The organism is Shinella sp. NM-101 (assembly GCF_021401195.1).
Classification (GTDB): Bacteria; Pseudomonadota; Alphaproteobacteria; order Rhizobiales; family Rhizobiaceae; genus Shinella.
Map to the genome: position 1 here is coordinate 1 of NZ_JACBFT010000023.1, position 23,018 is coordinate 23,018.

At 58.3% G+C, this 23,018-nt stretch carries 22 protein-coding genes; 11 read left to right on the forward strand and 11 right to left on the reverse strand.

Annotation, left to right across the window (positions count from 1 at the left end; genetic code table 11):
• Nucleotides 1-172: 172 nt before the first annotated feature.
• Both L0976_RS25895 and L0976_RS25900 read right to left on the reverse strand, forming a co-directional pair.
• Complete coding sequence (locus L0976_RS25895) at nt 173-553, reverse strand: hypothetical protein (RefSeq protein ID WP_234189799.1); 381 nt, start codon at nt 551-553, stop codon at nt 173-175.
• A complete protein-coding gene (locus tag L0976_RS25900) occupies nt 550-1,233 on the reverse strand; it encodes a ParA family protein (RefSeq protein WP_234189800.1) in 684 nt (227 codons plus the stop codon). The genes L0976_RS25895 and L0976_RS25900 overlap by 4 nt, the downstream gene beginning before the upstream one ends.
• A 485-nt stretch (nt 1,234-1,718) precedes the next feature.
• On the opposite strand from L0976_RS25900, the gene L0976_RS25905 reads away from it, so the two are divergent.
• Entirely contained in the window at nt 1,719-2,087 is a 369-nt protein-coding gene (locus tag L0976_RS25905) for a MobC family plasmid mobilization relaxosome protein (RefSeq protein WP_137935216.1), read from the forward strand.
• Nucleotides 2,077-4,647, forward strand: coding sequence for a relaxase/mobilization nuclease domain-containing protein (locus tag L0976_RS25910; protein ID WP_234189801.1), 2,571 nt, complete (start codon nt 2,077-2,079; stop codon nt 4,645-4,647). The genes L0976_RS25905 and L0976_RS25910 overlap by 11 nt, the downstream gene beginning before the upstream one ends.
• Nucleotides 4,648-4,654: 7 nt before the next feature.
• Here L0976_RS25910 and L0976_RS25915 read toward each other — a convergent pair whose 3' ends face one another.
• Nucleotides 4,655-4,873 (reverse strand): hypothetical protein, encoded by a 219-nt coding sequence (locus L0976_RS25915; RefSeq protein ID WP_137935218.1) that lies wholly within the window; start codon nt 4,871-4,873, stop codon nt 4,655-4,657.
• A gap of 404 nt (nt 4,874-5,277) precedes the next feature.
• On the opposite strand from L0976_RS25915, the gene L0976_RS25920 reads away from it, so the two are divergent.
• Together L0976_RS25920 and L0976_RS25925 are read left to right on the forward strand one after the other, a co-directional pair.
• The gene (locus tag L0976_RS25920; protein ID WP_234189802.1) at nt 5,278-5,580 is read left to right on the forward strand and encodes a hypothetical protein; all 303 of its coding nucleotides are present in this window, start codon (nt 5,278-5,280) and stop codon (nt 5,578-5,580) included.
• Nucleotides 5,581-5,988 carry a helix-turn-helix domain-containing protein gene (locus tag L0976_RS25925; RefSeq protein WP_234189803.1) on the forward strand — a complete coding sequence of 136 codons (408 nt, stop codon included), beginning with the start codon at nt 5,581-5,583 and terminating at the stop codon, nt 5,986-5,988.
• Nucleotides 5,989-6,057: 69 nt separating this feature from the next.
• Here the strand turns inward: L0976_RS25925 and L0976_RS25930 are convergent, their stop codons facing one another.
• Nucleotides 6,058-6,675, reverse strand: coding sequence for a TetR/AcrR family transcriptional regulator (locus L0976_RS25930; protein ID WP_234189804.1), 618 nt, complete (start codon nt 6,673-6,675; stop codon nt 6,058-6,060).
• A gap of 333 nt (nt 6,676-7,008) precedes the next feature.
• Here L0976_RS25930 and L0976_RS25935 point away from each other — a divergent pair, with 333 nt between their 5' ends.
• The 4 genes from L0976_RS25935 (at nt 7,009) to L0976_RS25950 (ending at nt 11,396) form a co-directional block, all read left to right on the forward strand.
• Nucleotides 7,009-7,758: an electron transfer flavoprotein subunit beta/FixA family protein gene (locus L0976_RS25935; RefSeq protein ID WP_234189805.1), complete on the forward strand. Its 750-nt coding sequence runs from the start codon at nt 7,009-7,011 to the stop codon at nt 7,756-7,758.
• Nucleotides 7,759-7,780: 22 nt separating this feature from the next.
• On the forward strand, nt 7,781-8,713 hold the full coding sequence (locus tag L0976_RS25940) for an electron transfer flavoprotein subunit alpha/FixB family protein (protein ID WP_234189806.1): 933 nt from the start codon (nt 7,781-7,783) through the stop codon (nt 8,711-8,713).
• A 49-nt stretch (nt 8,714-8,762) separates the two neighbouring features.
• On the forward strand, nt 8,763-9,638 hold the full coding sequence (locus L0976_RS25945) for an aminotransferase class IV (RefSeq protein ID WP_234189807.1): 876 nt from the start codon (nt 8,763-8,765) through the stop codon (nt 9,636-9,638).
• Nucleotides 9,639-9,725: 87 nt separating this feature from the next.
• Entirely contained in the window at nt 9,726-11,396 is a 1,671-nt protein-coding gene (locus L0976_RS25950) for an FMN-binding glutamate synthase family protein (protein WP_234189808.1), read from the forward strand.
• Between the two features lie 146 nt (nt 11,397-11,542).
• Here L0976_RS25950 and pcaF read toward each other — a convergent pair whose 3' ends face one another.
• The 7 genes from pcaF to L0976_RS25985 form a co-directional block, all read right to left on the reverse strand.
• The gene (gene pcaF, locus L0976_RS25955; protein ID WP_234189809.1) at nt 11,543-12,745 is read right to left on the reverse strand and encodes a 3-oxoadipyl-CoA thiolase; all 1,203 of its coding nucleotides are present in this window, start codon (nt 12,743-12,745) and stop codon (nt 11,543-11,545) included.
• 28 nt (nt 12,746-12,773) lie between these two features.
• Entirely contained in the window at nt 12,774-14,798 is a 2,025-nt protein-coding gene (locus L0976_RS25960) for a 3-hydroxyacyl-CoA dehydrogenase NAD-binding domain-containing protein (protein WP_234189810.1), read from the reverse strand.
• 98 nt (nt 14,799-14,896) lie between these two features.
• Nucleotides 14,897-16,048, reverse strand: a complete 1,152-nt coding sequence (locus L0976_RS25965) for an acyl-CoA dehydrogenase family protein (protein ID WP_234189811.1) — start codon at nt 16,046-16,048, stop codon at nt 14,897-14,899.
• A gap of 218 nt (nt 16,049-16,266) precedes the next feature.
• Nucleotides 16,267-17,637, reverse strand: coding sequence for an aspartate aminotransferase family protein (locus L0976_RS25970; protein ID WP_234189855.1), 1,371 nt, complete (start codon nt 17,635-17,637; stop codon nt 16,267-16,269).
• Between the two features lie 68 nt (nt 17,638-17,705).
• Nucleotides 17,706-18,503 carry a cystine ABC transporter substrate-binding protein gene (tcyJ, locus tag L0976_RS25975; RefSeq protein WP_234189812.1) on the reverse strand — a complete coding sequence of 266 codons (798 nt, stop codon included), beginning with the start codon at nt 18,501-18,503 and terminating at the stop codon, nt 17,706-17,708.
• A gap of 87 nt (nt 18,504-18,590) precedes the next feature.
• Entirely contained in the window at nt 18,591-19,436 is an 846-nt protein-coding gene (locus L0976_RS25980; protein ID WP_137935352.1) for a transporter substrate-binding domain-containing protein, read from the reverse strand.
• A gap of 152 nt (nt 19,437-19,588) precedes the next feature.
• Complete coding sequence (locus L0976_RS25985; protein WP_151652876.1) at nt 19,589-20,239, reverse strand: TetR/AcrR family transcriptional regulator; 651 nt, start codon at nt 20,237-20,239, stop codon at nt 19,589-19,591.
• A gap of 386 nt (nt 20,240-20,625) precedes the next feature.
• Here L0976_RS25985 and L0976_RS25990 point away from each other — a divergent pair, with 386 nt between their 5' ends.
• From L0976_RS25990 to L0976_RS26000, 3 genes are read left to right on the forward strand one after another with little or no spacing between them, the layout of a single operon-like run.
• Nucleotides 20,626-21,333 (forward strand): ABC transporter permease, encoded by a 708-nt coding sequence (locus tag L0976_RS25990; protein WP_234189813.1) that lies wholly within the window; start codon nt 20,626-20,628, stop codon nt 21,331-21,333.
• 6 nt (nt 21,334-21,339) lie between these two features.
• Entirely contained in the window at nt 21,340-22,059 is a 720-nt protein-coding gene (locus tag L0976_RS25995) for an ABC transporter permease (RefSeq protein WP_093744157.1), read from the forward strand.
• Nucleotides 22,056-22,850 (forward strand): ABC transporter ATP-binding protein, encoded by a 795-nt coding sequence (locus tag L0976_RS26000; RefSeq protein ID WP_234189814.1) that lies wholly within the window; start codon nt 22,056-22,058, stop codon nt 22,848-22,850. The genes L0976_RS25995 and L0976_RS26000 overlap by 4 nt, the downstream gene beginning before the upstream one ends.
• Nucleotides 22,851-23,018: the final 168 nt, after the last annotated feature.

Here is a 23,018-nt window from a genome sequence, read left to right on the forward strand (position 1 = left end):
CACCGGCGATCAGGTTCCAGAATGTCCGGTCATAGATGCCCTTTTTGAAATGCGGTCAATCAAGCGTTCCCGCTCCGTTCAAGCTTAGCGTACGATTTCGAGCAGCTCTTGTTCTGACCCCGAATGGGGAGGCCGCGAAGCGAAGCGCGTGATGATCTCTCCCTTTTCCCGCTCAGGAAATATCTGGGATCCGGTCGGCGATTTTTTCGAGATAGTCGTCGATCGCCTCCTCGATGTAGGAGTTGAACTTCCGCCGCTCGATCGCGGCGAGGATCTTCAGCTTCTTGTGGACCTCGGCGCGGATATGGATGCCGGTGGTGACTTTCTCGGTGTCACGGAAGCGTTTGCCGGCGACCGGGTCGCGGCTTTCGCCCCTGGCCACCATGTCGCGGAGCTGGCCACGCGCCAGTGGCGGCTTCGCTGATGGCGCCGGCGCCTGGTCTTCGTCAGCAGGTTTTGAAACAGGCCCTGCCTTCTCGCGAACCGAAGGGCGGTCGCGGCCTGTCGAGATCAATCCGAGGACGAGGTTCTTGCTGTCTGCGCCGTCGCTCATTGCTTCGCCTCGCTGGTCTTCGACCGGTAGAGGGCAAGCAGCTCGCCAAGCAGCGTTTCCATTTCGGCGATCGCCTTCGGATCCGGCTTCGCTGATGTCTGGAGCGTGCCGGCGGCGCCAATCGATTGATAGGACGCCCGCCGCGCGATCGGTTGGGAGGCGAGTGCGACACCGCTCTCGCGTAAAATCTCCCGGAGCGGTTCATGCGCCTTGGCGCGGCCGGTCACCAGATCGTGCTGGTTGATGACGATCATCGTCGGGAGCTTGCGCTTCTGATCCTCCTCAACCACCGGCACATGGTTCAGCGCGAGTTGCATGCCGGCAACGACATCGTCCTGGGTCGTCTGCAGCGGGATCAGGACGACGTCGGCGCAGTAGAGGCCGGCGAACAGGTTTTCGTTGGTCGTGCCCTCGACATCGACGAAGACGATCTTGCCCTCCTGCTGCTGATGGAGAGCGAGCTTGTAGATCTGGTTGGGATCGAGGCAGCTTTCGGCTTCCAGCCGGTCGGGCCAGACGTCCATTTGTTTCGACATCGTGACCCAGCGCATCGTATTGGCGCGGCTGTCGGCGTCGATCAGGAAGACGTCGTTACCGGCATGGGCGGCCGTGCCGGAGAGAGCACGGACGAGGGTGGTCTTGCCGGTTCCGCCCTTCGGGTTGGCTATGGTGACGATCATGATGGCTCCTTCATTCTGCGCATAAATTATAGTTAGTTCCTCGTCTCTCTTTCCGCAATGCGGTCGTTGCCCATTGTTCGTTCACCATTGATGATTGTCGATTGATGATTGACCGCCGACAACGTGTAATGACCAACGGGCAATTGTCACTTGCCTGTTGTTAATGAGCAACCACAACACGGTTAACTGCTAGTGGCTAATGGGTAATTGGCAATTGCCAGTGATACCGCTGACAATGATCGCACGAACAACGGGCAACTGTTAACGGGACCGGATGACGTTGGAGCTGAGTTGTTGGAGTGGGAGCTTGGGCGAGGGAGTTTGTGTGGTGATGATGAATCGTGAATAAAATATAGTTTGTTTTTGGTGGCAGGATAGTCAAGTTTGTGGTACAAACTCGACGTCGCCCCGCCTCCGGCAGGGCTCAGGTTCGCGCCGGTGGCGCTCTGGGGTCGCCTCCGGCAACCTGGCGAGGAAGGAAAGCGATGCGCAGCGAAGTGGTCAGGGTCCGTCTAAGGCCGGAGGAGCGGCAAGCTCTTGCGGACCTTTGCGGTGAAGACCGCACCGCCAGCGATGTGATCCGGCTGCTGTTTCGCGACCGGGCTGGGCTTCCGCTTCCCGTTGGACCCGTCGAAGCCGACGCTTTACGCGCTACGAACGAGGAGCTTCGCCGCATCGGTATCAATCTCAACCAGGCAGTTCGGGGTATTAATGAAGGCCGCGTCGGCTATGAACCCCATCTTGACGCAGCACTTCGCAGCCTTCTCGAAGGTGTCTTCCGGCTGCGGGCCGACGTCGACCTGATGCTGCGGATCAGCCGACGGGGGCGGAGGAGAGATGGTCATGGCGTATGACTGGACGAGCCTGCTCAGTGATATCGAGGGCTTCCAGGTGCGTCGGACAAAGTCGCTCCTCGAAGAGGAAGACGAGCGCCACAGGCGCGCAGGAATGGTGCGGATGGCCATGACCGCCGAGGCGCCCCAGCAACGATACGTGCCAACGGGCATCGCCAGCAAAGCCCGGCCAGCTGCTGTCCTCTCACCAGAACCGACTATCGCCTCCATCCTCCAGCCTGCAAGTGCCTCCGAGCGGGACGTGATCACCCTTTTTGGCGCTCTTGGTGCTGGTTCGAAATCCGTAGAGGATGACGAGCTGCGGAGATCGGGCGGCGGCGGAGGAGGGGCTGGCGGGACGCCGCGCGTCGACCGGCCGCCGGTTATGCGATCTTCTTCCCGCAAGCGGTCATCGATGGAGACGGCGAGCCGGGCGGCGATCGCGGCCGGTGCGCAGGCAGTCGTCATCAAGGTCACATCGACTGTTTCGAGCAGGGCGTCGGCCGTGGGTCTGATGACCTATCTCGGTACGCGGGAGGTCGAAAAGGAAAACGGAGAGAAGGGAAAGGTCGACATCCCGATTATCGACCAGGAGGGTGTGACGATTGCGAGCCGCGAAGAACGGGCGGCCGTTCTGCAGGAATGGCTGTCAGAGTTTCGCGAAGCCTATGCGGTGAACGCAGTTGCCACCTTGTCGATCAATTTGCCGGAGGCGGTGAACGATGAGGATCTTCACGATGCGCTGAACTCGGCGTTCGGCTCCAAGCCCTTTCTCTATGCTCGCAATCCGGACGGTCAGGTTTCCGTCTTTGCTGTTACTGATCTTCCGGCAAGGAAGATTGTCGGTGCGCTCAGGATGCGCGAAAAGGGAGAAGGGCCGGGGCGGGCGGTTGAGAACGCCGAGACCGATATTGCGCGCCGTTTGTCGAACGCCGGTGTCTCGGCCGAGGTCCGCATTCTCGGCGCCGCGGTCTCTGAAAAGTCGGGCCGCTATTTCCTCGAGAAGTTCCTCCGCACGGAAAAGCATGCCATCACTAGCGCCGGCGAGCAGGTGCAGCGTGGCCCGGCGATCAAGAGCATGGTAGACAGCATCTGGCGGAATTGGTCGAGCGACATCCGGACCGTCGAGCCGCGCAATGCCTTCCATGTGATTTTCTCCGCCCGAGCCGGGACGGATGCGGAAGCGATGAATCGTGCCGTTCGTGACTTCCTTAGCGAGCAGGTGGCCGGCCATCGCTGGATCACGGCTCATCACCCCGATACCGGTCATGTGCATGTCCACACGATGATCTCGGCACGCGACGATATCGGCAAAGCATTGCGGCTAACGAAGCCGGAGCTTTATGCATGGCGGGAGCGGTTCGCAGCGAAGGCGCGCGAGCACGGCATCGCCATGGTCGCTACACGTCGCGCGGATGTTGCGGCGACCCGACCCTATAGCCAAGCACAGGCCGGCGCCTATGAGCGCGGCCGATCCGATCCACGTTATCTGAAGTCTGCTGCGGTCAATCAGCGTGTCGAGCGCAAGTGGGTGGGCGTTGTCGATCGAGCGACACTCTCCAATGGCAACCTCGCGCTCGCCCCGAAATGGCAGGCGACGGCCATCGCGCTGAAGGGGGCAGGGGCGAAGCACTCGGTCATCGCAGCAGCCGACAGGTTCGCAGCCGCGGCGACCACTCATGCACCGCATGCTGCTTTGCGTGCCAGCGGCTTCGTTCTTCTCCGGTTGGAAGTCGAACAGGCCATGGAACGCGAGACGGTGGCTGTTATTCTCGAAGGCGCTATCGGCGTCGAGGCCAAATTGATTTCCGTCGCGGGGAAGTCCGTCCAGGTCCTGGCGCCAACGACCGCGAGCGTCAGCAAGATTGAGCGCGAGTTGGCCAAGCAGGGCGAAGAGTTTGGTCCCGGTTCCGAGACACGGTCCGTTGCCAGAGGTTTTCAGACGCGGTTGCTGTCGCATGGATTGCGTGCCTCCGTCGTCGTCGAGGCGGCCGGCTCCGCGAAGCATAGTGCGCCGTCGCCTTGGCTGCAGAAGAAATTCGATACTTTGACCGAGCGGTCCGCTGCGCCGCCGGACGAGCCACTAGCGGAATTCAAGGCCCTGATCACAACCATTCAACAGCAGAAGGAAAACGCTATGCCCCTATCGCTGAAACAGTTCGACGAGCGCGTTTCGCGTGCCACCAAATCGATGGATCGCCTTGAAGGGATGGTTGATAGCAGCGCCGAGCGCCAGGCGGTCGAGGAAATGCGGCGCGAGATCTCTGCACTGTTCGCGGAGCAGCGTCGCGATATCGAGATGCAGCAGGTAAGGTCGGCTACGGAAACTAATGGGGGAGGGGGTACATCGGCGGCGGCACGTTCAGATGACGGTCAGGCGCAGGGCCGACCGGCCCCTTCTACCGTCGATCCCGCCATCGCGGCACAGCAGCAGGCTATTGCCACTGGCCGCGCCTCTCGGGCCGCCCGCGAGCAGGCAGGCGCGGCGAAAAATGCACAGGATGAACATCGCCAGCAGGTTCTCCACCAAGCGGAACAGGACCGCCAGCGAGACAATGGTCGCGACGGCGCGGAGCGTTAATCCGCCGCTATTCCTGCATCAGGCCATCGAAGACTTCAAGCAGGGCATCGACGATGGCCTGGCCAAGGGCGTTGGCCGTTGCGGCAACTTCGTCTTCGCCGTGGTCACGCGTGGCGATGGCGAGATTGCCGCCTTCGTCAGCAACAATCGCCTTAGCCCGTTCAATTGCCCAAAGGGCGAAATCGCTGCGGCTGGAAATCGTTATCGTCTCGCTCTGCTCGTCCATGGCGTTCACCTTCCGTCTGGCTGCACAACTGGCCGTCTGTTTCGCTGATACTGAAACGCAGCCATATCGCTGGGCGCATATCGGGGGAACCATCTTCAGCATCTATCGACTGAATTCATTCGGAATTTCTACTCTGAGTGTTTGCACCGCGCCGCGTGATCGCCTAGACTCACGGCTGAAGCAGTCACGCGCTGCTTTGGGGCGTGGAAACCCCTCATAGCTAGGCAGGTGCCGCGACATGGCACCACTCTTCGACCTTTGCGGTCGGGGATCCTGCGGCGTATGCAACAGGTTCCTCGGAGCTAAAGGCCGTAGGGCCGTGCTATGCGGTTTCCAACTCCCCGATCACCAGGGGTCAAAGAGCAGAAGCGGGGGCGTACCGCGTTGCTCTGGGAGGAAACCGAGTGTCAGCAGCACCTTCCTTCACATGCTACACCTATTCGCCCACCTTCCAGTCGGCCGGGTCGCGTTGGCGTGACGATGTGGTCCGAAATCCGTTTTTCGGTAGTGCGGAGAGTGCCCGCCAGGCGCTCGTTGATTTACGCGAAGCGGTTTCAAATGAACCGGACCACGATTTACCGCCAATGCATCTAGAGCGGGTCGTGACCGTCCCAGTGACCAAAGAGGTAATGGTCGCGCTGCTCAATAGTGGCGTCGGCGCGATCGTCAAAAAGTACGATATTATCGAAACGATCGGGGAAAATTGAATGGCGAAGACGCCTGACCCGATCGACGTGGAAGTCGGAAGCAAGATCAAAGCGCAGCGGCGCTTGAGGGGTATGAGCCAGGATACCCTGGCTGCCGCCCTCGGCGTCACTTTCCAGCAGATCCAGAAATACGAGAAGGGGACGAACCGGGTGAGTTCCAGCCGCCTCGCTGTGATTGCGAAGACGTTCGGCGTGCCGCCCTCGTATTTCTTTCCCGGTGCGGACGATACGGGGCAAGGTATGGTGGCTGCGGCGCCCGAGCTTGCCAGCTTTCTCGAGACGAACGAAGGGCGTGATCTCAACCTTGCATTCTCACGGATCAGTTCACATAGGATGCGCCGAAAGGTCGTCGGCCTTGTCACGGCCTTAGCAGATGCATTCCGGCGAGAAGACGTTTCCGACACCTGATGTCGGCGCGCACTAATGTTTGTACCGTGACTTCTTTAACAATGCGGCATACCCCCGCGGCTCTTTCTCTTATCTTTTGTAGAGGCCATTGGTAAGGAGATCAAAATATTCCGCTGCAACAGTTTCTGCGCGTTTTTGACCGCCTGGCTTGAACCAGCGGACCATCCAGTTGAGCATAGATAAGACCGAGTGAGATGATGTTGTCACATCCGCCTCACGGAAGGCGCCGGTTGCCATTCCTTCGCGAAGAATTCCGCGAAGTATACTCTCATACTCGATACGAAGCTGATTGGCCTCGGTTTTCAGCCCCGGATTTGCCATGCCGCCGTATCCGATCAGCATGCAGACAAAACCCCAATAGTTTTTTTCAAAGTATGCAGCGTGCGAAACCATGAATGATTTTAGTTTGTCTTCTGCGGTGGTGGACGCTGCAACAGCTCGACTGACGTGTTCGAGCAGTCCGCCCAACGTGCGTACGATAATGGCGTCATAGACAGATTGCTTGGTGTCGAAATAATGGTAGACGGCGGCCTTTGAGACGCCAAGCCGCTCGGCAACGACATTCATGGAGCCATTGTCGAAGCCGCCCTCTCCAAACAAGACTGCGGCCTCGTCAAGAATGCGATCGCGAGCATTTTCGAGAACGGGCGGTCGTCCCATGCGGGGCTTTGTCTTGGTCTGCTTCATTGGGCCTCTGATGTAGGTGTTTGCTCGCGCAGAGTGGGATTTCTCTTTTGCTACCACATTACCAATGCGCAACAAACACCAATACGCCGATCAAACTTCTTGTTGCCAACTTAACGACGGGTCGGAAGGGAAAAAAGAGTCCCTCCAGGAGTTCGGTGACCTAACTTGCTCTGATAACAGCTCTCGACGAGAGCAAGCGCGCCCCAAGATTTCTATTTACTTACCGACGGAACGGAATATAAGTATTTGCATCTGTTACGGAGTAGAGCGTAGGCCGTTATCACGCCCGCGTTGGGTGCGGTGCTGCGTCCTTAAATGGAAGGCAAGGCTGCTATGAAAATCTTGGTCCCAGTCAAGCGGGTCGTTGATTACAACGTTAAGATTCGCGTCAAGGCGGACGGCTCGGGCGTCGAGCTTGCCAATGTGAAGATGTCGATGAATCCGTTCGACGAAATCTCCGTGGAAGAGGCGCTTCGGCTGAAGGAAGCCGGCAAGGCCGAGGAAGTCGTGGTCGTCTCCATCGGCCCGGCCAAGGCCGAGGAAACGCTGCGCACCGCTCTCGCCATGGGCGCCGACCGCGCCGTGCTGGTCGAGACGGAAGACGCCGTCGAGCCGCTCGCCGTCGCCAAGATCCTCAAGGGCGTCGCCGAGGCCGAGCAGCCCGGCCTCGTCATCGTCGGCAAGCAGGCCATCGACGACGATTCGAACCAGACCGGCCAGATGCTGTCCGCTCTTCTCGGCTGGGCGCAGGCCACCTTCGCCTCCAAGGTCGAGATCGGCGACGGCAAGGCGACCGTGACGCGCGAAGTCGACGGCGGTCTCCAGACCATCGACGTGAAGCTTCCGGCCGTGGTCACCACCGACCTTCGCCTGAACGAGCCGCGCTATGCCTCGCTGCCGAACATCATGAAGGCGAAGAAGAAGCCGCTCGACAAGAAGACGCCTGCCGACTTCGGCGTCGACACGAGCCCGCGCCTGAAGGTGCTGAAGACCGAGGAGCCGTCGGGCCGCAAGGCGGGCGTCAAGGTCAAGAGCGTCGCCGAGCTGGTCGAAAAGCTCAAGACCGAAGCCGGCGTGCTCTAAGCAGGAAAGGGAGAACACAACCATGGCCATTCTTCTTCTGGCAGACCACGACAACGCAACCCTTTCCGACCAGACCGCCAAGGCGCTGACGGCCGCTTCCAAGATCGGCTCGGACGTGCATGTGCTCGTCGCCGGCTCGGGCGCCAAGGCGGCCGCCGAAGCCGCTGCAAAGCTCTCGGGCGTGACGAAGGTGCTCGTCGCCGACGATGCGAGCCTCGGCAACAACCTCGCCGAACCGCTGGCGGCGCTCATCGTGTCGCTTGCCGGCAACTACGACGCCATCGTCTCGGCCGCGACCTCGGTCGGCAAGAACGTGCTGCCGCGCGTTGCCGCCCTGCTCGACGTGGCGCAGATCTCGGAAATCGTCGAGGTCGTCTCGGCCGATACGTTCAAGCGTCCGATCTATGCCGGCAATGCCATCCAGACGGTGCAGTCCACCGACGCCAAGAAGGTGATCACCGTGCGCACGGCCTCTTTCGCCGCCGCCGACGAGGGCGGTAGCGCCTCGGTCGAGACGATCTCCGCCGCCGCCGATCCGGGCCTTTCGAGCCACGTCAAGGATGCGCTGTCCTCGTCGGACCGCCCGGAGCTGACGTCTGCCAAGATCATCATCTCGGGCGGCCGCGCGCTCGGCTCGTCTGAAAAATTCCAGGAAGTGATCCTTCCGGTCGCCGACAAGCTCGGTGCGGCCGTCGGCGCATCGCGCGCCGCCGTCGATGCCGGCTATGCGCCGAACGACTGGCAGGTCGGCCAAACCGGCAAGGTGGTTGCACCGCAGCTCTACATCGCCTGCGGCATCTCGGGCGCGATCCAGCATCTGGCGGGCATGAAGGACTCGAAGGTGATCGTGGCGATCAACAAGGACGAGGAGGCGCCGATCTTCCAAGTAGCGGACTACGGCCTTGTCGGGGATCTCTTTGAGGTCCTACCGGAGCTGCAAAAGGCAATTGGCTAACCGCGACTGCCCCACAATTTTTTCCAACGAAATGACAGGAACGCGCACAATGGGCAGGACAGTGTTCGTCAACGGCCAATGGCTGGACGAGACGGCAGCAACGATCTCGATCTTCGATCGCGGATTTCTTTTTGCGGATGCGATATATGAGGTAACTGCCGTTGCTGACGGCAAGTTGATCGATTTCAAGGGCCACACCGATCGACTGAAACGCTCGCTCGAAACGCTCGGAATTCCGATGCCGGTCGCGGAAGGTGAACTCTTGGCTTTGCACCAGGAGATCGCGCGCCGGAATGGCATTACGCATGGCTTAGTCTATTTGCAGATTTCCCGTGGCGCGGAAGACCGCAATTTTATCTACACCGATGGCCTCCGTCCGACGATCGTGATGTTCACGCAGCCGCGCACCATCCTGGCTAACCCTGGCTGGGAACGTGGCATCACAATGAAGACAGCACCTGATGGGCGATGGGCTCACCGGCAGATCAAAACGGTACAGCTTCTCTACTCGTCAATGGCCAAGACGGAGGCGTTGCGCGAAGGCTATGATGATGTGCTTTTCGTGGAGGATGGCCTCATAACGGAGTCAGGTTCAGCGAATTTCCACATCATCACCAAGGATGGCATTCTGATTACGCGGGACCTCTCAAACGCCCTACTGCATGGCATCACTCGCGCGTCGGTTCTGGATCTCGGGGCACGAGCGGGGCTTGAAACACGTCAGGCTGCGGTCACGCTCGAAGAAGCCAAGAATGCGGAAGAAGCGTTCATCACCGACTCCATCAGCTTCGTTATGCCTGTTGTTTCGATCGATGGTCATCCGGTTGGACTTGGCAAACCCGGTCCGGCGACTGCAAAGCTACGCAAGCTCTACATCGAAGATCGCCTCGCCACCGGCATAAACATCGCGGAAAGAGCGGCATAGCCGCTCCTCATTTTTCACCGACCTGTACTTCATCGCAATCTTCCGACCGCGTGCCCCGCTCGTCGACGAAGAATAGGGAATGGAATTATGATCCTGTACCAGCGGTACGCCATCTTCCTCGTAATTCTCTTGGGTTCACTCCTCTCGGTCATGGGCCTCGCGCTTTCGAGCCCTTGGTGGGCAGTCCCTGCCGTGGTTCTTGTTCCGCTCGCGCTGATTGGCGTTTACGACATCAAGCAAAGAAGGCATGCTATTCTTCGGAACTATCCGGTGATCGGCCATATCCGCTTTCTCATGGAAAGCATCCGTCCGGAAATCCGACAGTATATGATCGAGGCTGATCACGAGGAGGTTCCGTTCAGCCGGCAGGCGCGAGGGCTGGTCTATCAACGCGCAAAAGGTGTCGAGGACAAAAGACCGTTTGGGACGATCGAAAATGTTTATGGCGCCGGCTATTCGTGGCTCACCCACTCTGCCACGCCAACACATATCACCGACTTCGATTTCCGGGTGAGTATCGGTGGGAGCAGTTGTCGCCAGCCCTATGATGCCAGCCTCTATAATATTTCCGCAATGAGCTTCGGTGCCCTTTCCGGCAACGCGATTTCAGCTCTGAACCGGGGAGCCAAGAAGGGCGGCTTCGCCCATGACACCGGGGAAGGGGGGATCAGCCGCTACCACCGCGAAGGTGGTGGCGACCTAATTTATCAGGTCGCCTCCGGCTATTTCGGGTGTCGGGAAGACGATGGAAGCTTCTCAGAGGAGAAGTTTGCTGCAATCACTGCCGACCCTCAGATAAAGATGATCGAGGTCAAGCTAAGCCAAGGCGCGAAGCCTGGTCACGGCGGTATGCTTCCGGCGTCGAAAATCTCGCCTGAAATTGCCGAGGCGCGGGGCATTCCCATGGGTGTAGACTGCATCTCACCGCCAGCACACAGCACGTTCTCCACGCCTGTCGGTCTGATGGAATTTGTCGCCAGATTGCGCGAACTATCTGGCGGTAAGCCGGTAGGCTTCAAGCTCTGTATCGGTCATCGCCGTGAGTTTCTCGGCATGGTGAAGGCTATGGTGAAAACCGGAATCAAACCGGATTTCATCGTGATTGACGGTGCGGAAGGAGGAACAGGAGCCGCTCCGGTGGAATTCGCCAATCGGGTCGGCATGCCGATGCTTGAGGGCCTGACCTTCGTTCATAACGCGCTTCGTGGCGCGGGCATTCGCAACGATATCAGGCTCGGCGCAGCGGGGAAGATCATTTCCGCGTTCGATATCGCCCGCGCACTTGCTCTTGGTGCAGACTGGTGTAATTCCGGCCGGGGCTTTATGTTTGCCGTAGGCTGTATCCAGGCTCAGGCATGCCATACGAACAAGTGCCCGGTTGGGATCGCCACGCAAGATCAGGCCCGTCAGCGTGCTATTGATGTAGGTGATAAGAGCGACCGTGTCGCGCGTTTCCATCGCAATACGATGCGCGCCTTGAGCGAGATTGCCGGCGCCGCAGGCCTGACCGATCCTCGCGACTTCATGCCGTACCACTTCATGTTCCGCCAGTCGGACAACGAATTCCTTGATGGCAATGAGGCGTATCCATATTTGCCCGAAGGGTTTCTGCTGTCGGAGGAGGAAATTCCGGAGTTGGCGGATTGGTACGATCGCTGGGACCGGGCGAGCGCGGAGACCTTCGCGCCGCCGGAGATCCCCTTTGGGCCTTTTGCCTCGCGTCGAAAGCGTAAGCCTGACCTGCGGGCCATGGCGTAAAGCAATCTGAAAGTGATGGTTAAGGAAAAAGCCGCAGCCCGACCAGGTTGCGGCTTTTCTGTTCTGCACGCCAACGTTCATTCAGGTGACGAACAACAAGCTGGAATTCGGAAATGGGCGACGAGACGCCGCCCAGCCTTCAATGCTTATACTGACGCGAGGGCGATCGCGATGCCCTGACCAACGCCGATGCACATGGTCGCGAGGGCGAATTTGCCGCCGGTGTTCGCCAGCTCCAGCGCCGCCGTGCCCGTGATCCGAGCGCCCGACATACCCAATGGATGTCCTAGGGCGATGGCACCCCCATTTGGATTCACGCGAGGATCGTCGTCGACGATGCCAAGGTCACGCAACGTCGCAAGCCCTTGAGATGCGAACGCTTCGTTGAGCTCAATGACATCGAACTGCTCCTGGCGCATTCCAAGGCGGGACATCAGCTTTTTGGTCGCCGGCGCAGGGCCAAATCCCATGATCCTCGGTGCTACACCTGCGGTCGCGCCACCAAGAACGCGTGCGATCGGAGTCAGGCCGTATTTCTTGACGGCCGCTTCGGATGCTAGAAGGATCGCCGCTGCACCGTCATTAACGCCTGAAGCATTGCCGGCCGTAACAGTGCCGTCGGCGCGGACAATCGGTCGGAGCTTGCCGAGAGCATCGATGGTTGTCGCGCGGGGATGTTCGTCCGTGTCGACGATCAGTGCGTCGCCCTTCTTTTGCGGGATCGTGACCGGGGTGATCTCTTTAGCGAAGCGGCCATTTGCCTGGGCCTGGGCGGCTTTCGCTTGAGAACGTACAGCAAAAGCATCCTGGTCATCGCGGCTGATCTTGAATTCATCCGCCACGTTTTCAGCGGTCTCCGGCATCGAGTCGACCCCGTACTGCTTCTTCATGAGAGGATTGATGAAGCGCCAGCCTATCGTTGTGTCGTGGATCTCCATCGAGCGAGAGAAGGCCGTCTCGGCTTTCGGCACGATGAACGGCGCACGGCTCATGCTTTCGACGCCGCCGCTAATTACCAGATCAGCCTCACCCGAAACAATGGCGCGCGCACCGGTGATTGTGGCATCCATGCCGGAGCCGCACAGCCGGTTGATGGTCGTGCCGGGAACGCTGACAGGCAGGCCTGCGAGCAACGACGACATACGCGCGACATTCCGATTGTCCTCGCCCGCCTGGTTGGCGCATCCGAACACCACTTCATCAATGGCTTCGAAGTCGAGGTTGGGATTTTGCGCCATGATCGCCTTCAAGGGGATGGCGCCGAGATCGTCTGCCCGCACGGAAGAGAGCGAGCCACCGAAGCGGCCGATTGGCGTGCGGATATAGGCGCAGATGTAAGCTGCGGACATCGGATTCCTCCATAGAGTATGGGTTGATTCAGTCGAGCAACGCGAGATTCCCGACGCGGCCGTCGCCAGCCACGGTTGCGAGAATGCGTTCCAGCCGTTCGCGCGGCTGACGTTTCGCCCAGAAGAGCGGCCCGCCAAGATATTTCGGAAAGCCGTATCCGTTGATCAGGACGAGATCGATATCGGACGATCGCGCAGCAATGCCGTCCTCCAGAACGAGCAGCGCTTCGTTGACGATCGCGCAAAGCGCGCGCTCCTGGATCTCGTCCCGATCAAGCGACCGCGGCGCAGCGCCATATTGCGCCCGCGCCTTCGCGATGAGATTTCTCACGTCTGGGTCTGACGCACGCTGACCATCGTCATACCGATACCAGCCGGCACCAGTCTTTCGCCCGAGCCGCCCAGCTTCAACGAGCCATTCGAGAACCGGAACGTCACCGCTCTTTTCCCCGCGTGCCTCCTGCTTTCGCTTCCGGTTAGCCCAAGCAATATCGAGCCCTGACAGGTCCGATACGCTGAACGGCCCCATGGCAAAACCGAGCGCTTCAAGGGCGGTATCAATTTCATCCGGGCTAGCGCCATCGATGAGCATCGCTTCGCTCTGCGCGCGGTAAGCGTTGTATATGCGGTTGCCGATGAAGCCTTCTCCGACTCCGGAAACAACGGCGACCTTCCGAAGCCGTTTTGCGATCGCAAAAGCAGCCTGCAGGACTTCCGGCGATGTTTCATCGCCCCGAACAATTTCCAGAAGCTTCATGATGTGTGCCGGCGCGAAGAAATGCAGTCCAACAACGGATTGAGGGCGCGCCGTCGCGGCTGCTATGACATTGACATCCAGATAGGAAGTGTTGGTCGCGAGGATCGCGTTAGCCTTAGCGAAACTGTCGAAACGAGCCATGAGGTCGGTCTTCACCGCCAGATCCTCGAAGGCAGCTTCGAGGAGCAGATCACAATCTGAAAGTTCCTCGAAATTATCGACCAATGTAAGCTCGGCGGGATTCGAGGCTTTCGCGAGAAAACCTTCAATGCGGGTCCGAGCGCTTGCCAGAGCCTCTTTTTTGAGGTCCGTAAGCTTCACCGGATAGCCTGCTGCGAGAAAAGCGGCGGCGATCCCCGCGCCCATCGTTCCGGCTCCGACGACACCGACCGTCTTGACCGATAAGGGAGAAGCGTCCGCAAGGCCCTCAATACGCGCGGCCTGTCTTTCCGCAAAGAAAAGATGCCGCAGGGCCGCCGACTCATCGGAATCGCGAAGGCGCCGAAATGCGGTGCGGGCTGACGCGAGCGCGTCATCGAAGGGAACCGTGACTGCCTGCCAGATTGCTTCGGTCTGGTCGAAGACGAAGGGTCGCCCGCGACCGCGTTTCAAGACCTGCTGGACGGCAAGGTCAAACGCCTTGTGATCGAAGGGCTTTGGTTCTCTGTCCCTTAATCTGATCTTCGTGGTCCCGAAGGCACGAGCATAGGCTATCGCATCGTCTGGAATTTTCCCAACAATAGCGTCGATGAGGCCGAGGTTCTTGGCTTCTGGAGCTTTGACTTGACGGCAAGACGCGATCATGTCGAGTGCGGTGACGGCATCAGTCACCCGAGGCAGTCGGACGGTGCCCCCGGCACCTGGAATTATTCCGAAGGTTCCTTCCGGCAGTCCGACGGCAGCCTTTTCCGTCGCGATCCGCGCGTCGCAACCGAGGGCGATTTCGTAGCCACCGCCGAGTGCCGCCCCTTCGATTGCCGCGATGACTGGCTTCGAGCACTGCTCGATGGTTTCAATGACATCCGGCAATGTGGGATCGGTCAGGGGTTTGCCGAACTCCTTTAGGTCGGCTCCGGCGATGAACGTACCGTTTTTTCCAAGAAGGACGATCGACTGAACGTCGTGTTTCGCAGCGAGATGGTTGATGGCGTCGATCATAGCTTCGCGAAGATCGCGCGAGAGCGCATTGACAGGCGGATTGTCGATCGAAACCAGGCCGACACCATCAACGATTTCGGTGGTGGTAAGACCTGAGCCAAATTTCTGAACGAGGGGCGAGGGGGTCTCTGTAGTCATAGCGGGCTCCGTAAGGATTGTTCGAGCCGTCGGTCCAGCCTCCCTCCGACGCCGTGCTTGCAAGCCCGCCGAAGAACGAAGGCTGAGTGAGGGGACGCTTACGAGGCGGCCTTGATCATGTTCTTGGCGATCACAATCTGCTGGATCTGCGTGGTGCCCTCGTAGATGCGGAACAGCCGAGCATCGCGATAGAACCGTTCGATGCCGTATTCGGCCATATAGCCGGCTCCGCCATGAATCTGCACGGCGCGGTCGGCGACTCGACCGACCATCTCGCTTGCGAACATCTTGCAGCACGCGGCATCGGTCGTCACGTCCTGGCCTGCATCACGGCGCCGTGCAGTTTCCAGCACCATGCAACGTGCGGCGTAGGCTTCCGTGCGACTATCGGCGAGCATCGCCTGGATGAGCTGGAATTCGGCGATCGGTTGTCCGAACTGCTTGCGGTCCATTGCATAGCGCAAACTGTCCTCGATCAAGCGTTCGGCCATTGCAACACAGATCGACGAGATGTGCAGGCGACCGCGATCCAACGTCTTCATGGCTGTACGGAAGCCCTGGTTCTCAACGCCGCCGAGAAGCGCGTCGAACGGGACCAGGCAATCCTCCAAAATCACATCCGACGTATGAGAGCCCTTCTGACCCATCTTGCGGTCGATGGGGCCGAGCGAAAGGCCGGGCGTTCCTGCTTCGACCAGAAACGCCGAGACACCTTGGGCGCCGGGCTTCGAGGCGTCAGTGCGTGCGAAAACGGTGAAAAGACCGGCGTGAGGGGCGTTTGTGATGAAGCGTTTCGTGCCATTTATCACATAGCCGTTCTCAGTGCGCTTTGCAGTGGTTCGTACCGACGCAGCATCCGAGCCAGCTTCCGGCTCGGTCAGCGCGAATGAGCTGATGAGTTCGCCGGTGGCAAGGCGAGGCAAATACCGCTGCTTCTGCTCTTCCGTGCCGTCGAGAATGAGGCCGAGCGAGCCGATACCGTTATTGGTCCCGATAAGCGAGCGGAAGGCGGGAGAGGTCTTGCCCAGCTCCAGTGCGATCCGGACTTCTTCCTCCATATTGAGACCAAGGCCGCCGTACTCTTCGGGAATCGTCAGGCCGAATAGACCTAAATTCGCGATCTCCTGGCGGATTTCGACCGGGATAGCATCGTTATCGGCGACCTGTTCCTCGAGAGGACGAAGACGCTCTCTAACGAAACGCCCGACCGTATTCACCAGTTCATTCATCGTGTCTGAATCGAGAGCCATGTAGTCTCACCTGTTCGCTTGCGCCACCAATGGCATTTAAAGCATTTATATACTGTTTGGACGGTAAGTAAATAAGCCGGGAGACCCGATTCGAAAAATACCGAATGAATTCGAGCCGTTGGATCATCAGTCCCGTCAGCATCGCTGCGAATGCGGACCGGGGCATGAAACTCCGGTCCGCTACGCTATCGTGGTCTGCCATCCGTATTTCGCGTACGCTATGCGGCGAGTTCCGCTGTAACTCGATTGAGAACCTTGCCGATCTTCTCGATTAAGAAGTCTGCGTCCCCCACGGTGATCGTGAGAGGCGGGCAAATCGTGAGCGCGTCGACGGCTGCGCGCAAAAGCACGCCCTCCTCGGCGAGATACGCATTTGCCTTGGCGCCCAGTTCTCCGTTCTTGAGGCCGGCTGCATTTGGGAAATTCTGCTTGAACAGTTCCACGGCGGCGACCAATCCAACGCCACGAACCTCTCCCACCAACGGATGATCCGAGAAACGTTGCAGGCCGTCACGCAGGTATTGACCGACGCGTGATGCGTTGCCGACGAGGTCGCGATCTTCGATGACGGCGATGTTTTCGAGTGCCACGGCCGCCGCAACCGGATGCGCACCGCCGGTAAAGCCGTGGCCGAAGGTGCCTATGCGATGGCTCTCGTCAGCAATCGGTTGGTACACCTTGTCATTCACGAGCAGAGCGGAAATCGGAAGGTATGACGAGGAGAGCGCCTTCGAGAGAACCATAATGTCCGGTTTGATATCGTACGTCTGGGAACCGAACATGTTACCGGTTCGGCCGAAGCCGCACACGACCTCGTCAGCGACCAACAGTATATCGTATTTCCGCAGAACGGCCTGAATCTTCTCCCAGTAGGTCCGCGGAGGAACGACAACACCTCCGGCGCCGAGGACCGGCTCGCCGAAGAAGGCAGCGATTGTCTCCGGACCTTCATCGAGGATCAGCTTCTCCAGTTCGTTCGCCCTTCTGGATGCAAAATCCTCTTCGCTTTCACTAGGTTCCGCATCGCGCCAGAAATGGGGGCTGCCCGTACGTAGGACGTTGGCAATGGGCATGTCGAAGGATTCGTGATTGTAGGAGAAAGCGGTCAGGCTGCCCGAGGCCAGCGTGACACCATGATAGGCGCGTTCTCGGGCAATAAGCTTTTTCCGCTGGGACTGGCCGAGCGCATTCGACCTGTACCAGATCATCTTGATTGCGGTATCATTGGCTTCGGAACCGGAATTCGTGAAGAACACCTTGCTCATCGGGACCGGGGCGATCTCTACTAGCTTTTCCGCAAGATCGATCGCCGGCATATGCGTCCGGCTAGTAAAATTGTGGCCAAAGCTCAGGCGTTCCATCTGCCGTGCAGCGGCTTGCACGAGACGCCGCTCGCCGAAGCCGACGGCGACGCTCCAAAGGCCGGCCATGCCTTCAAGGTAGCGCTTCCCGTTGCTGTCGTAGACGTAAGCCCCCTCAGCCCGGTCAATGATAAGCGGCGTCGTCGCTTCATGCTTCCGGGCATCAGTATAGGCGTGGAAGTGGTACGCAATATCCCGCGCTTCATTGGAGTTGGGTATCATCGTCATCTTCATTCACTTTCTTTGTGGAGAGCTGCATTCGCAGCTCTCCTGCTTGATGGTAGGAACGCACGGTCTCACTTCGAGACATCGACACCGAGCCATTTGATCGACATGGCCGTCAAAGTGCCGTCGGCTTTCATTTCTTCGATGGCTTTGTCGATGGCAGCTTTCAGTGCCGGGTCTTTTCGCATTGCGACCGCCTGCTCTTGGGGGGCGAACGGTTCGCCCGCCGTGACGAAGCCCGAATCGGCTTTTTTGATCAGACTCGCCGCGACCATCGTGTCGTTGAGGGCCACGTCGATCCGGCCCGCCTTCAAATCGCGATACATGGTGGCGTCGAGGTCGTAGGTCTTGACGTCCGCGTCAGGGACGTTGGCACGAGCCCATTGCTCGAAGTTCGTGCCGAGCACCGCGCCAACGGCGCGCCCTGAAAGCTTTTCAGGTGCCGTCAGCTCGGCTGCGAGTTCTTTCCGAGTGACCATCTGGATCTTGGTGATCGTGTATGGAACCGAGAAATCGTAGTTCTTCTGACGTTCCGGAGTGATGGTGATCTGGTTGATCACGACGTCGAGCCTACCAGACGCGAGAGCCGCGAGAATGCCGTCAAACTGTGTCGGCACATATCTAGGCGTCAGTCCGAGCCTCTTGCAGAGATCGTTAGCAAAATCGACCTCGAACCCGACGAGATTGCCGGATTCATCCTGAAAATTAAAGGGGGGATAGGTCGACTCGAGACCAATCGCAAGTTCACCCTTTCCGGCGATTGTCGACGGCAAGACGTCGGCTGCGGCCGTGGCTTCCAGAGCGGTCAGGGATGTCAGGCAAAGCGCAGTTACTGCGAAAAATGCCCGTCGGTTTAAGTTGAAATACATGAAGAATCATCTCCATTGAGTTTGAATTATTAAGCGACTAGTCGGTATGTAAAGCCAACATGCGGTCTGAAGGAATATTCTGCAAGTTTACGTCGGCGAAAGATCCGCGCCGAACCATTTGATGGTGAGCGCCTTGATCGTTCCGTCCTTCTTCGCGTCCTCAATAGCCTTGTTGAACATTGCTTTGAGATCCGCATCGCTCTTGCGAAGGCCAACGCCGGCGCCAGCACCTAGCAGGCCGCCCGCAAGCTTCGGCCCGACGACAACCATATCGCCGCCATCCGCGCCCTTGAGAACACCCATCAGGTAGGGCAGTGTATCGAAAGCGATATCAATGCGGCCGGCTTGGAGGTCGAGTACGTATTGTTCGGCGGTCTTGTATTGCCGAATCTCCGCGACGTCGGCGAAGTTCTTCTCGACGAAGAGGGTGTTGGCGGAAGCGGTCAGCACGCCGAGCGTCGAGCCAGGGAGTTCGGAGCGGACCGCGTCGATCTGCTTGGTCGCGGAATCGGCGTCCTTTTCCAGATCAAGGATGGATTCGCCAAGCGGAAGATTTGCGAATTTGCTCGACTTCGTCGTCAGGAAAGCGCGCGGGCTCGCCGCATAAGAGACAGAGAAATCGATCTCCTTCAGCCGCTCCTCCGTGATGTTCATTCCCGCGATGATGGCGTCGAACTTCCCGGCCTGCAGGCTGGGAATGATCGTATCCCAAGGCTGCGATGTGAGTTCGCATTCGACCTCCATGCGTTTGCAGAGGTCATTCGCGAGGTCGACTTCGTATCCCAGGAATTTGCCGTTGGCATCGGTATATGCCCAGGGAGCATAACTAACGTCCATGCCGATCACGATCTTCTTCCACTCCCCGGCATGCGCCGGCATCGTGGGGAGTACAAAGGCCCCTACGATAAGTAGATTGGACAAGAATTTTTTCATCGATAGTCCTCCTCAGTGTGAATGTTGTTGCGTTGCCTTCACGTACATCCATGCAGGGCGTCAGAAAAAACGCACAGATGCACCGCTCCTGGTGAGACCTTTACGGACCCCATCCAAGGTCTTGATATCCATGATTTGCGGATGCGTAGGGGCTAAGCTCTTATCGCAATGCCAAACAGGACAGTCTTCAGGTCTTCTTCAAGCATGGCGGTGAGATCATCGACCGTTGCTTCCTCACTGGTTATGTAAAGGACAAATACGTGCCGTATGACGCTATGGATAATGCGGGCTGCGCTATCCAGATCAACATCATCATGGATCGAGCCTGTCCCACGAAGCTTGTTCAAAGCGACACGCACATGCTTTGCAGTAATCGAGAGGAGCTCACGGAACTGGCTGCGCTGCTCAGGGCCCATGTGTATCGATGCCCCCAGGATCTCCCTCCACACGCCTTTTCTTGAAATATCATATCCATCCAAAAGGACCGATTTGGCGATCAGCACCATCGCCTGGACAGGATCGTTTGGCAGCCGCTCCACAACGCGCGCCAAATTCGGCTCAAGGATATGCCTGTCCTCCTCAAGCAAGCCTAGCAGCAGATCGTGCTTCGATTTGAAAAAGGAGTAGATGGTGGGGACGGAGACGGTAGCGCGCGCGGCGACGGCTTCGAGACTAACCTCATTGAAGCTGTGTGCCGCGAACAAATCACTCGCCGCAGCGAGAATGTTCTCCCGCCTTATTAGGCGTTGGCGCTCCCGCAAGCCCATTCCTGCATGCCTCCCCCCAGACTTTTGATTGATCATGGCCTCACACCGTTTTGAGTTTCAACGCGCTGAAAACTTTTAACGGATGTAAATATTTATGCAATTCCGTGATGACCGCCGGCGGCTGGCGACGCCGACATACGGTCGTCCGACGGACTGTCTGATTGACCTGGCACACTTTCTCGACGCGTCCAAACTTCAATCGAACAAAAACTTTGTATCTAATAAAAATATTCCTTGCAATAAAAATATTTTGTGCGAACTGTGATGCCGCTGGAGGAGCGTGGCTGAGGGAGCGCGGCCGTGCAGGTGTCTCGTAGTTCGACAATTGGGCTATCCCCAATTCGATCAGGCCGCCACTGTGCCCTTCACATCAGTAATTTCTGAAAATGCGCAGTGTATTGGACAAGCTGTGGGTTGGCTGCATGAATTACATTGATCTTGTTGGTTTTGGTGAAGGAGGATGGGGTCGTGTCCTCATCGCTGGCGCGGGCGTCACGTCCGCTGTCGCCGTTTTGGGGTTCCTCATCGGGTCTATTCTTGGCAGCCTCGTTGCCTGGGCAAAAATGTCACCAATCCGTTTGGCTCGTGGCGTCGCCGACGCTTACACGACCACACTGCGAGGCGTGCCTGATCTTCTGGTCATCTATCTACTCTACTTCGGCGGAAACTCACTTTTGTCGACCTTCGCCGGCTTCTTCGGGGCGAACGGTTTTGTTGGAATGCCTACGTTCGCTACTGGGGTTCTCGCGATCGGGATCATTTCTGCCGCTTATCAAGCTGAAGTGCTTAGAGGCGCTTTCAACACTGTTGCCAAGGGCAGTATCGAGGCGGCTCATGCGGTTGGCATGGGCCGTTGGCTACTGTTCAGGCGCGTCGTTGCACCACAGGTACTGCACTACGCATTGCCGGGCCTCGGCAACACATGGCAATTGGCCCTGAAAGAGACGGCCCTCATCTCGGTCGTCGGGCTTGTGGAACTGCTTCGGCAAGCTCAAATGGCTTCGGGTTCAACGCGCCGACCGTTTGAGTTCTTTATCACGGCTGGACTGCTCTATCTGACAATCACCGTGGTCTCGTCGCTTCTCTTCCGCTTCGCCGAGTATCGCTCTGCGTGCAGGATGGGGGGCTAAACAGTGATCGATTTCGGTTTTCTCTGGCAGGCTTTCGTCAGGCTCATTGCCGGTTTGCCTATTACGCTCGAATTGGCTGCAACGGCGATACTTGTCGGGACAGTCCTGGCAACAGCCCTGGCGATTGTTGCGCACCTGCGGGTCCCCGTCGCTTCCCAATGCGTTGCCTTTTTCGTCTTTTGCATACGCGGCTCGCCGCTCCTCCTGCAGATGTTCATCATCTACTACGGCCTCGGACAGTTCCGTCACGAACTCCAGAGTTGGGGTGTCTGGCCGTTTTTCCGTGAACCTTACTGGTGCGCCATCACTGCTCTAGTGCTTAGCGTCGGCGCCTATGGAAGTGAGATCATCCGCGGAGGGCTAAAGTCCGTTTCGGCCGGATTGATTGAGGCGGCAAGGGCTTGCGGCATGTCCGGTTTTCTACTGTACAGGCGCATCATCCTTCCGATCGCATTCCGGCAGGCTTTGCCAGCCTACGGCAATGAAGTCATTCTCGCGGTAAAAGCAACTTCCCTCGCTTCCACCATCACCATCATGGAAGTAACTGGTATAGCTGCGGAGCTAATCTCCCAGACATTTCGCGCTTTCGAAGTGTTTATCGTCGCTGGTGCAATTTATCTGACGCTCAACTTCATAATAACCCGCCTGATCGCTCTACTTGAATACCGTCTGTCACCGCATCAGCGCGATCTCCCCGTCAAAACAAACATTGAGGCGCGGCCATGACGTCAATCGAGACGAATAACGTTCCCGTAATTTCCATTCGCGACCTCCATAAAAACTTTGGCGATCTTGAGGTGCTAAAGGGCATCACGTTCGAAGCACATGAAGGAGAGGTGGTCTCGATCCTTGGATCGTCGGGCTCTGGCAAGTCCACAATGCTCCGGTGCATCAACATGCTCGAAACCCCGAGCGCGGGAACAATCGCCATCCGGGGCGAGGAAATCGCCATGCGAACGACCAAGAATGGAACCCGTCCCGCGGATCGAAAACAGCTCGACCGGATTCGGTCAGACGTCGCGATGGTGTTCCAAGGCTTCAATCTATGGCCACACATGTCGATCCTCGAAAACGTCATTGAAGCGCCGGTCCATGTTCAGAAGCGTTCAAAAACGGAATGTGTGGACGAAGCAATGTCACTGTTGGCGAAGGTGGGGCTTTCCGACAAAGCCAACAGTTACCCCAGACACCTATCGGGCGGGCAGCAGCAACGCGCAGCGATTGCAAGGGCGCTTGCTCAGCGGCCAGCAGCCATCCTGTTCGATGAGCCGACATCGGCGCTAGACCCGGAGCTTGTCGGGGAGGTCCTGAAGGTCATTCGAGATCTGGCTAAAGAGGGACGAACAATGCTCATTGTCACCCACGAGATCAATTTCGCACGGGAGGTTTCGAACCGCATCATTTTTCTGGAAAAGGGTACGCTCATCGCGGACGCGCCGCCCGCAAAACTCTTCTCTGAAGATGCACCGGACCGCTTCAAAAAGTTTATCTCCAAAACCTTACACACTTCCTCCTAGGCCGTCCGCGGCTCCGGTTGTGCGGTGCGCCACAACGCTATCGTGTAGCCTCCAAGACACTAAATTCTGAGCGGCGTGGCGATTGACATGCCGCTATCAGTTATATACTGTTCGGACGGTAAGTAATTAGGTCGCTTCCGCCCGAGTAGTCTGGTGCATTAAGCGGCT

What these genes read in the sequence shown, in the direction of transcription:
- L0976_RS25895 (WP_234189799.1), bottom strand. Translation starts at nt 553, where the DNA reads ATGAGCGACGGCGCAGACAGCAAGAACCTCGTCCTCGGATTGATCTCG.
- L0976_RS25900 (WP_234189800.1), bottom strand. Translation starts at nt 1,233, where the DNA reads ATGATCGTCACCATAGCCAACCCGAAGGGCGGAACCGGCAAGACCACC.
- L0976_RS25905 (WP_137935216.1), top strand. Translation starts at nt 1,719, where the DNA reads ATGCGCAGCGAAGTGGTCAGGGTCCGTCTAAGGCCGGAGGAGCGGCAA.
- L0976_RS25910 (WP_234189801.1), top strand. Translation starts at nt 2,077, where the DNA reads ATGGCGTATGACTGGACGAGCCTGCTCAGTGATATCGAGGGCTTCCAG.
- L0976_RS25915 (WP_137935218.1), bottom strand. Translation starts at nt 4,873, where the DNA reads ATGGACGAGCAGAGCGAGACGATAACGATTTCCAGCCGCAGCGATTTC.
- L0976_RS25925 (WP_234189803.1), top strand. Translation starts at nt 5,581, where the DNA reads ATGGCGAAGACGCCTGACCCGATCGACGTGGAAGTCGGAAGCAAGATC.
- L0976_RS25930 (WP_234189804.1), bottom strand. Translation starts at nt 6,675, where the DNA reads ATGAAGCAGACCAAGACAAAGCCCCGCATGGGACGACCGCCCGTTCTC.
- L0976_RS25935 (WP_234189805.1), top strand. Translation starts at nt 7,009, where the DNA reads ATGAAAATCTTGGTCCCAGTCAAGCGGGTCGTTGATTACAACGTTAAG.
- L0976_RS25940 (WP_234189806.1), top strand. Translation starts at nt 7,781, where the DNA reads ATGGCCATTCTTCTTCTGGCAGACCACGACAACGCAACCCTTTCCGAC.
- L0976_RS25945 (WP_234189807.1), top strand. Translation starts at nt 8,763, where the DNA reads ATGGGCAGGACAGTGTTCGTCAACGGCCAATGGCTGGACGAGACGGCA.
- L0976_RS25950 (WP_234189808.1), top strand. Translation starts at nt 9,726, where the DNA reads ATGATCCTGTACCAGCGGTACGCCATCTTCCTCGTAATTCTCTTGGGT.
- pcaF (WP_234189809.1), bottom strand. Translation starts at nt 12,745, where the DNA reads ATGTCCGCAGCTTACATCTGCGCCTATATCCGCACGCCAATCGGCCGC.
- L0976_RS25960 (WP_234189810.1), bottom strand. Translation starts at nt 14,798, where the DNA reads ATGACTACAGAGACCCCCTCGCCCCTCGTTCAGAAATTTGGCTCAGGT.
- L0976_RS25965 (WP_234189811.1), bottom strand. Translation starts at nt 16,048, where the DNA reads ATGGCTCTCGATTCAGACACGATGAATGAACTGGTGAATACGGTCGGG.
- L0976_RS25970 (WP_234189855.1), bottom strand. Translation starts at nt 17,637, where the DNA reads ATGACGATGATACCCAACTCCAATGAAGCGCGGGATATTGCGTACCAC.
- tcyJ (WP_234189812.1), bottom strand. Translation starts at nt 18,503, where the DNA reads ATGTATTTCAACTTAAACCGACGGGCATTTTTCGCAGTAACTGCGCTT.
- L0976_RS25980 (WP_137935352.1), bottom strand. Translation starts at nt 19,436, where the DNA reads ATGAAAAAATTCTTGTCCAATCTACTTATCGTAGGGGCCTTTGTACTC.
- L0976_RS25985 (WP_151652876.1), bottom strand. Translation starts at nt 20,239, where the DNA reads ATGATCAATCAAAAGTCTGGGGGGAGGCATGCAGGAATGGGCTTGCGG.
- L0976_RS25990 (WP_234189813.1), top strand. Translation starts at nt 20,626, where the DNA reads ATGAATTACATTGATCTTGTTGGTTTTGGTGAAGGAGGATGGGGTCGT.
- L0976_RS26000 (WP_234189814.1), top strand. Translation starts at nt 22,056, where the DNA reads ATGACGTCAATCGAGACGAATAACGTTCCCGTAATTTCCATTCGCGAC.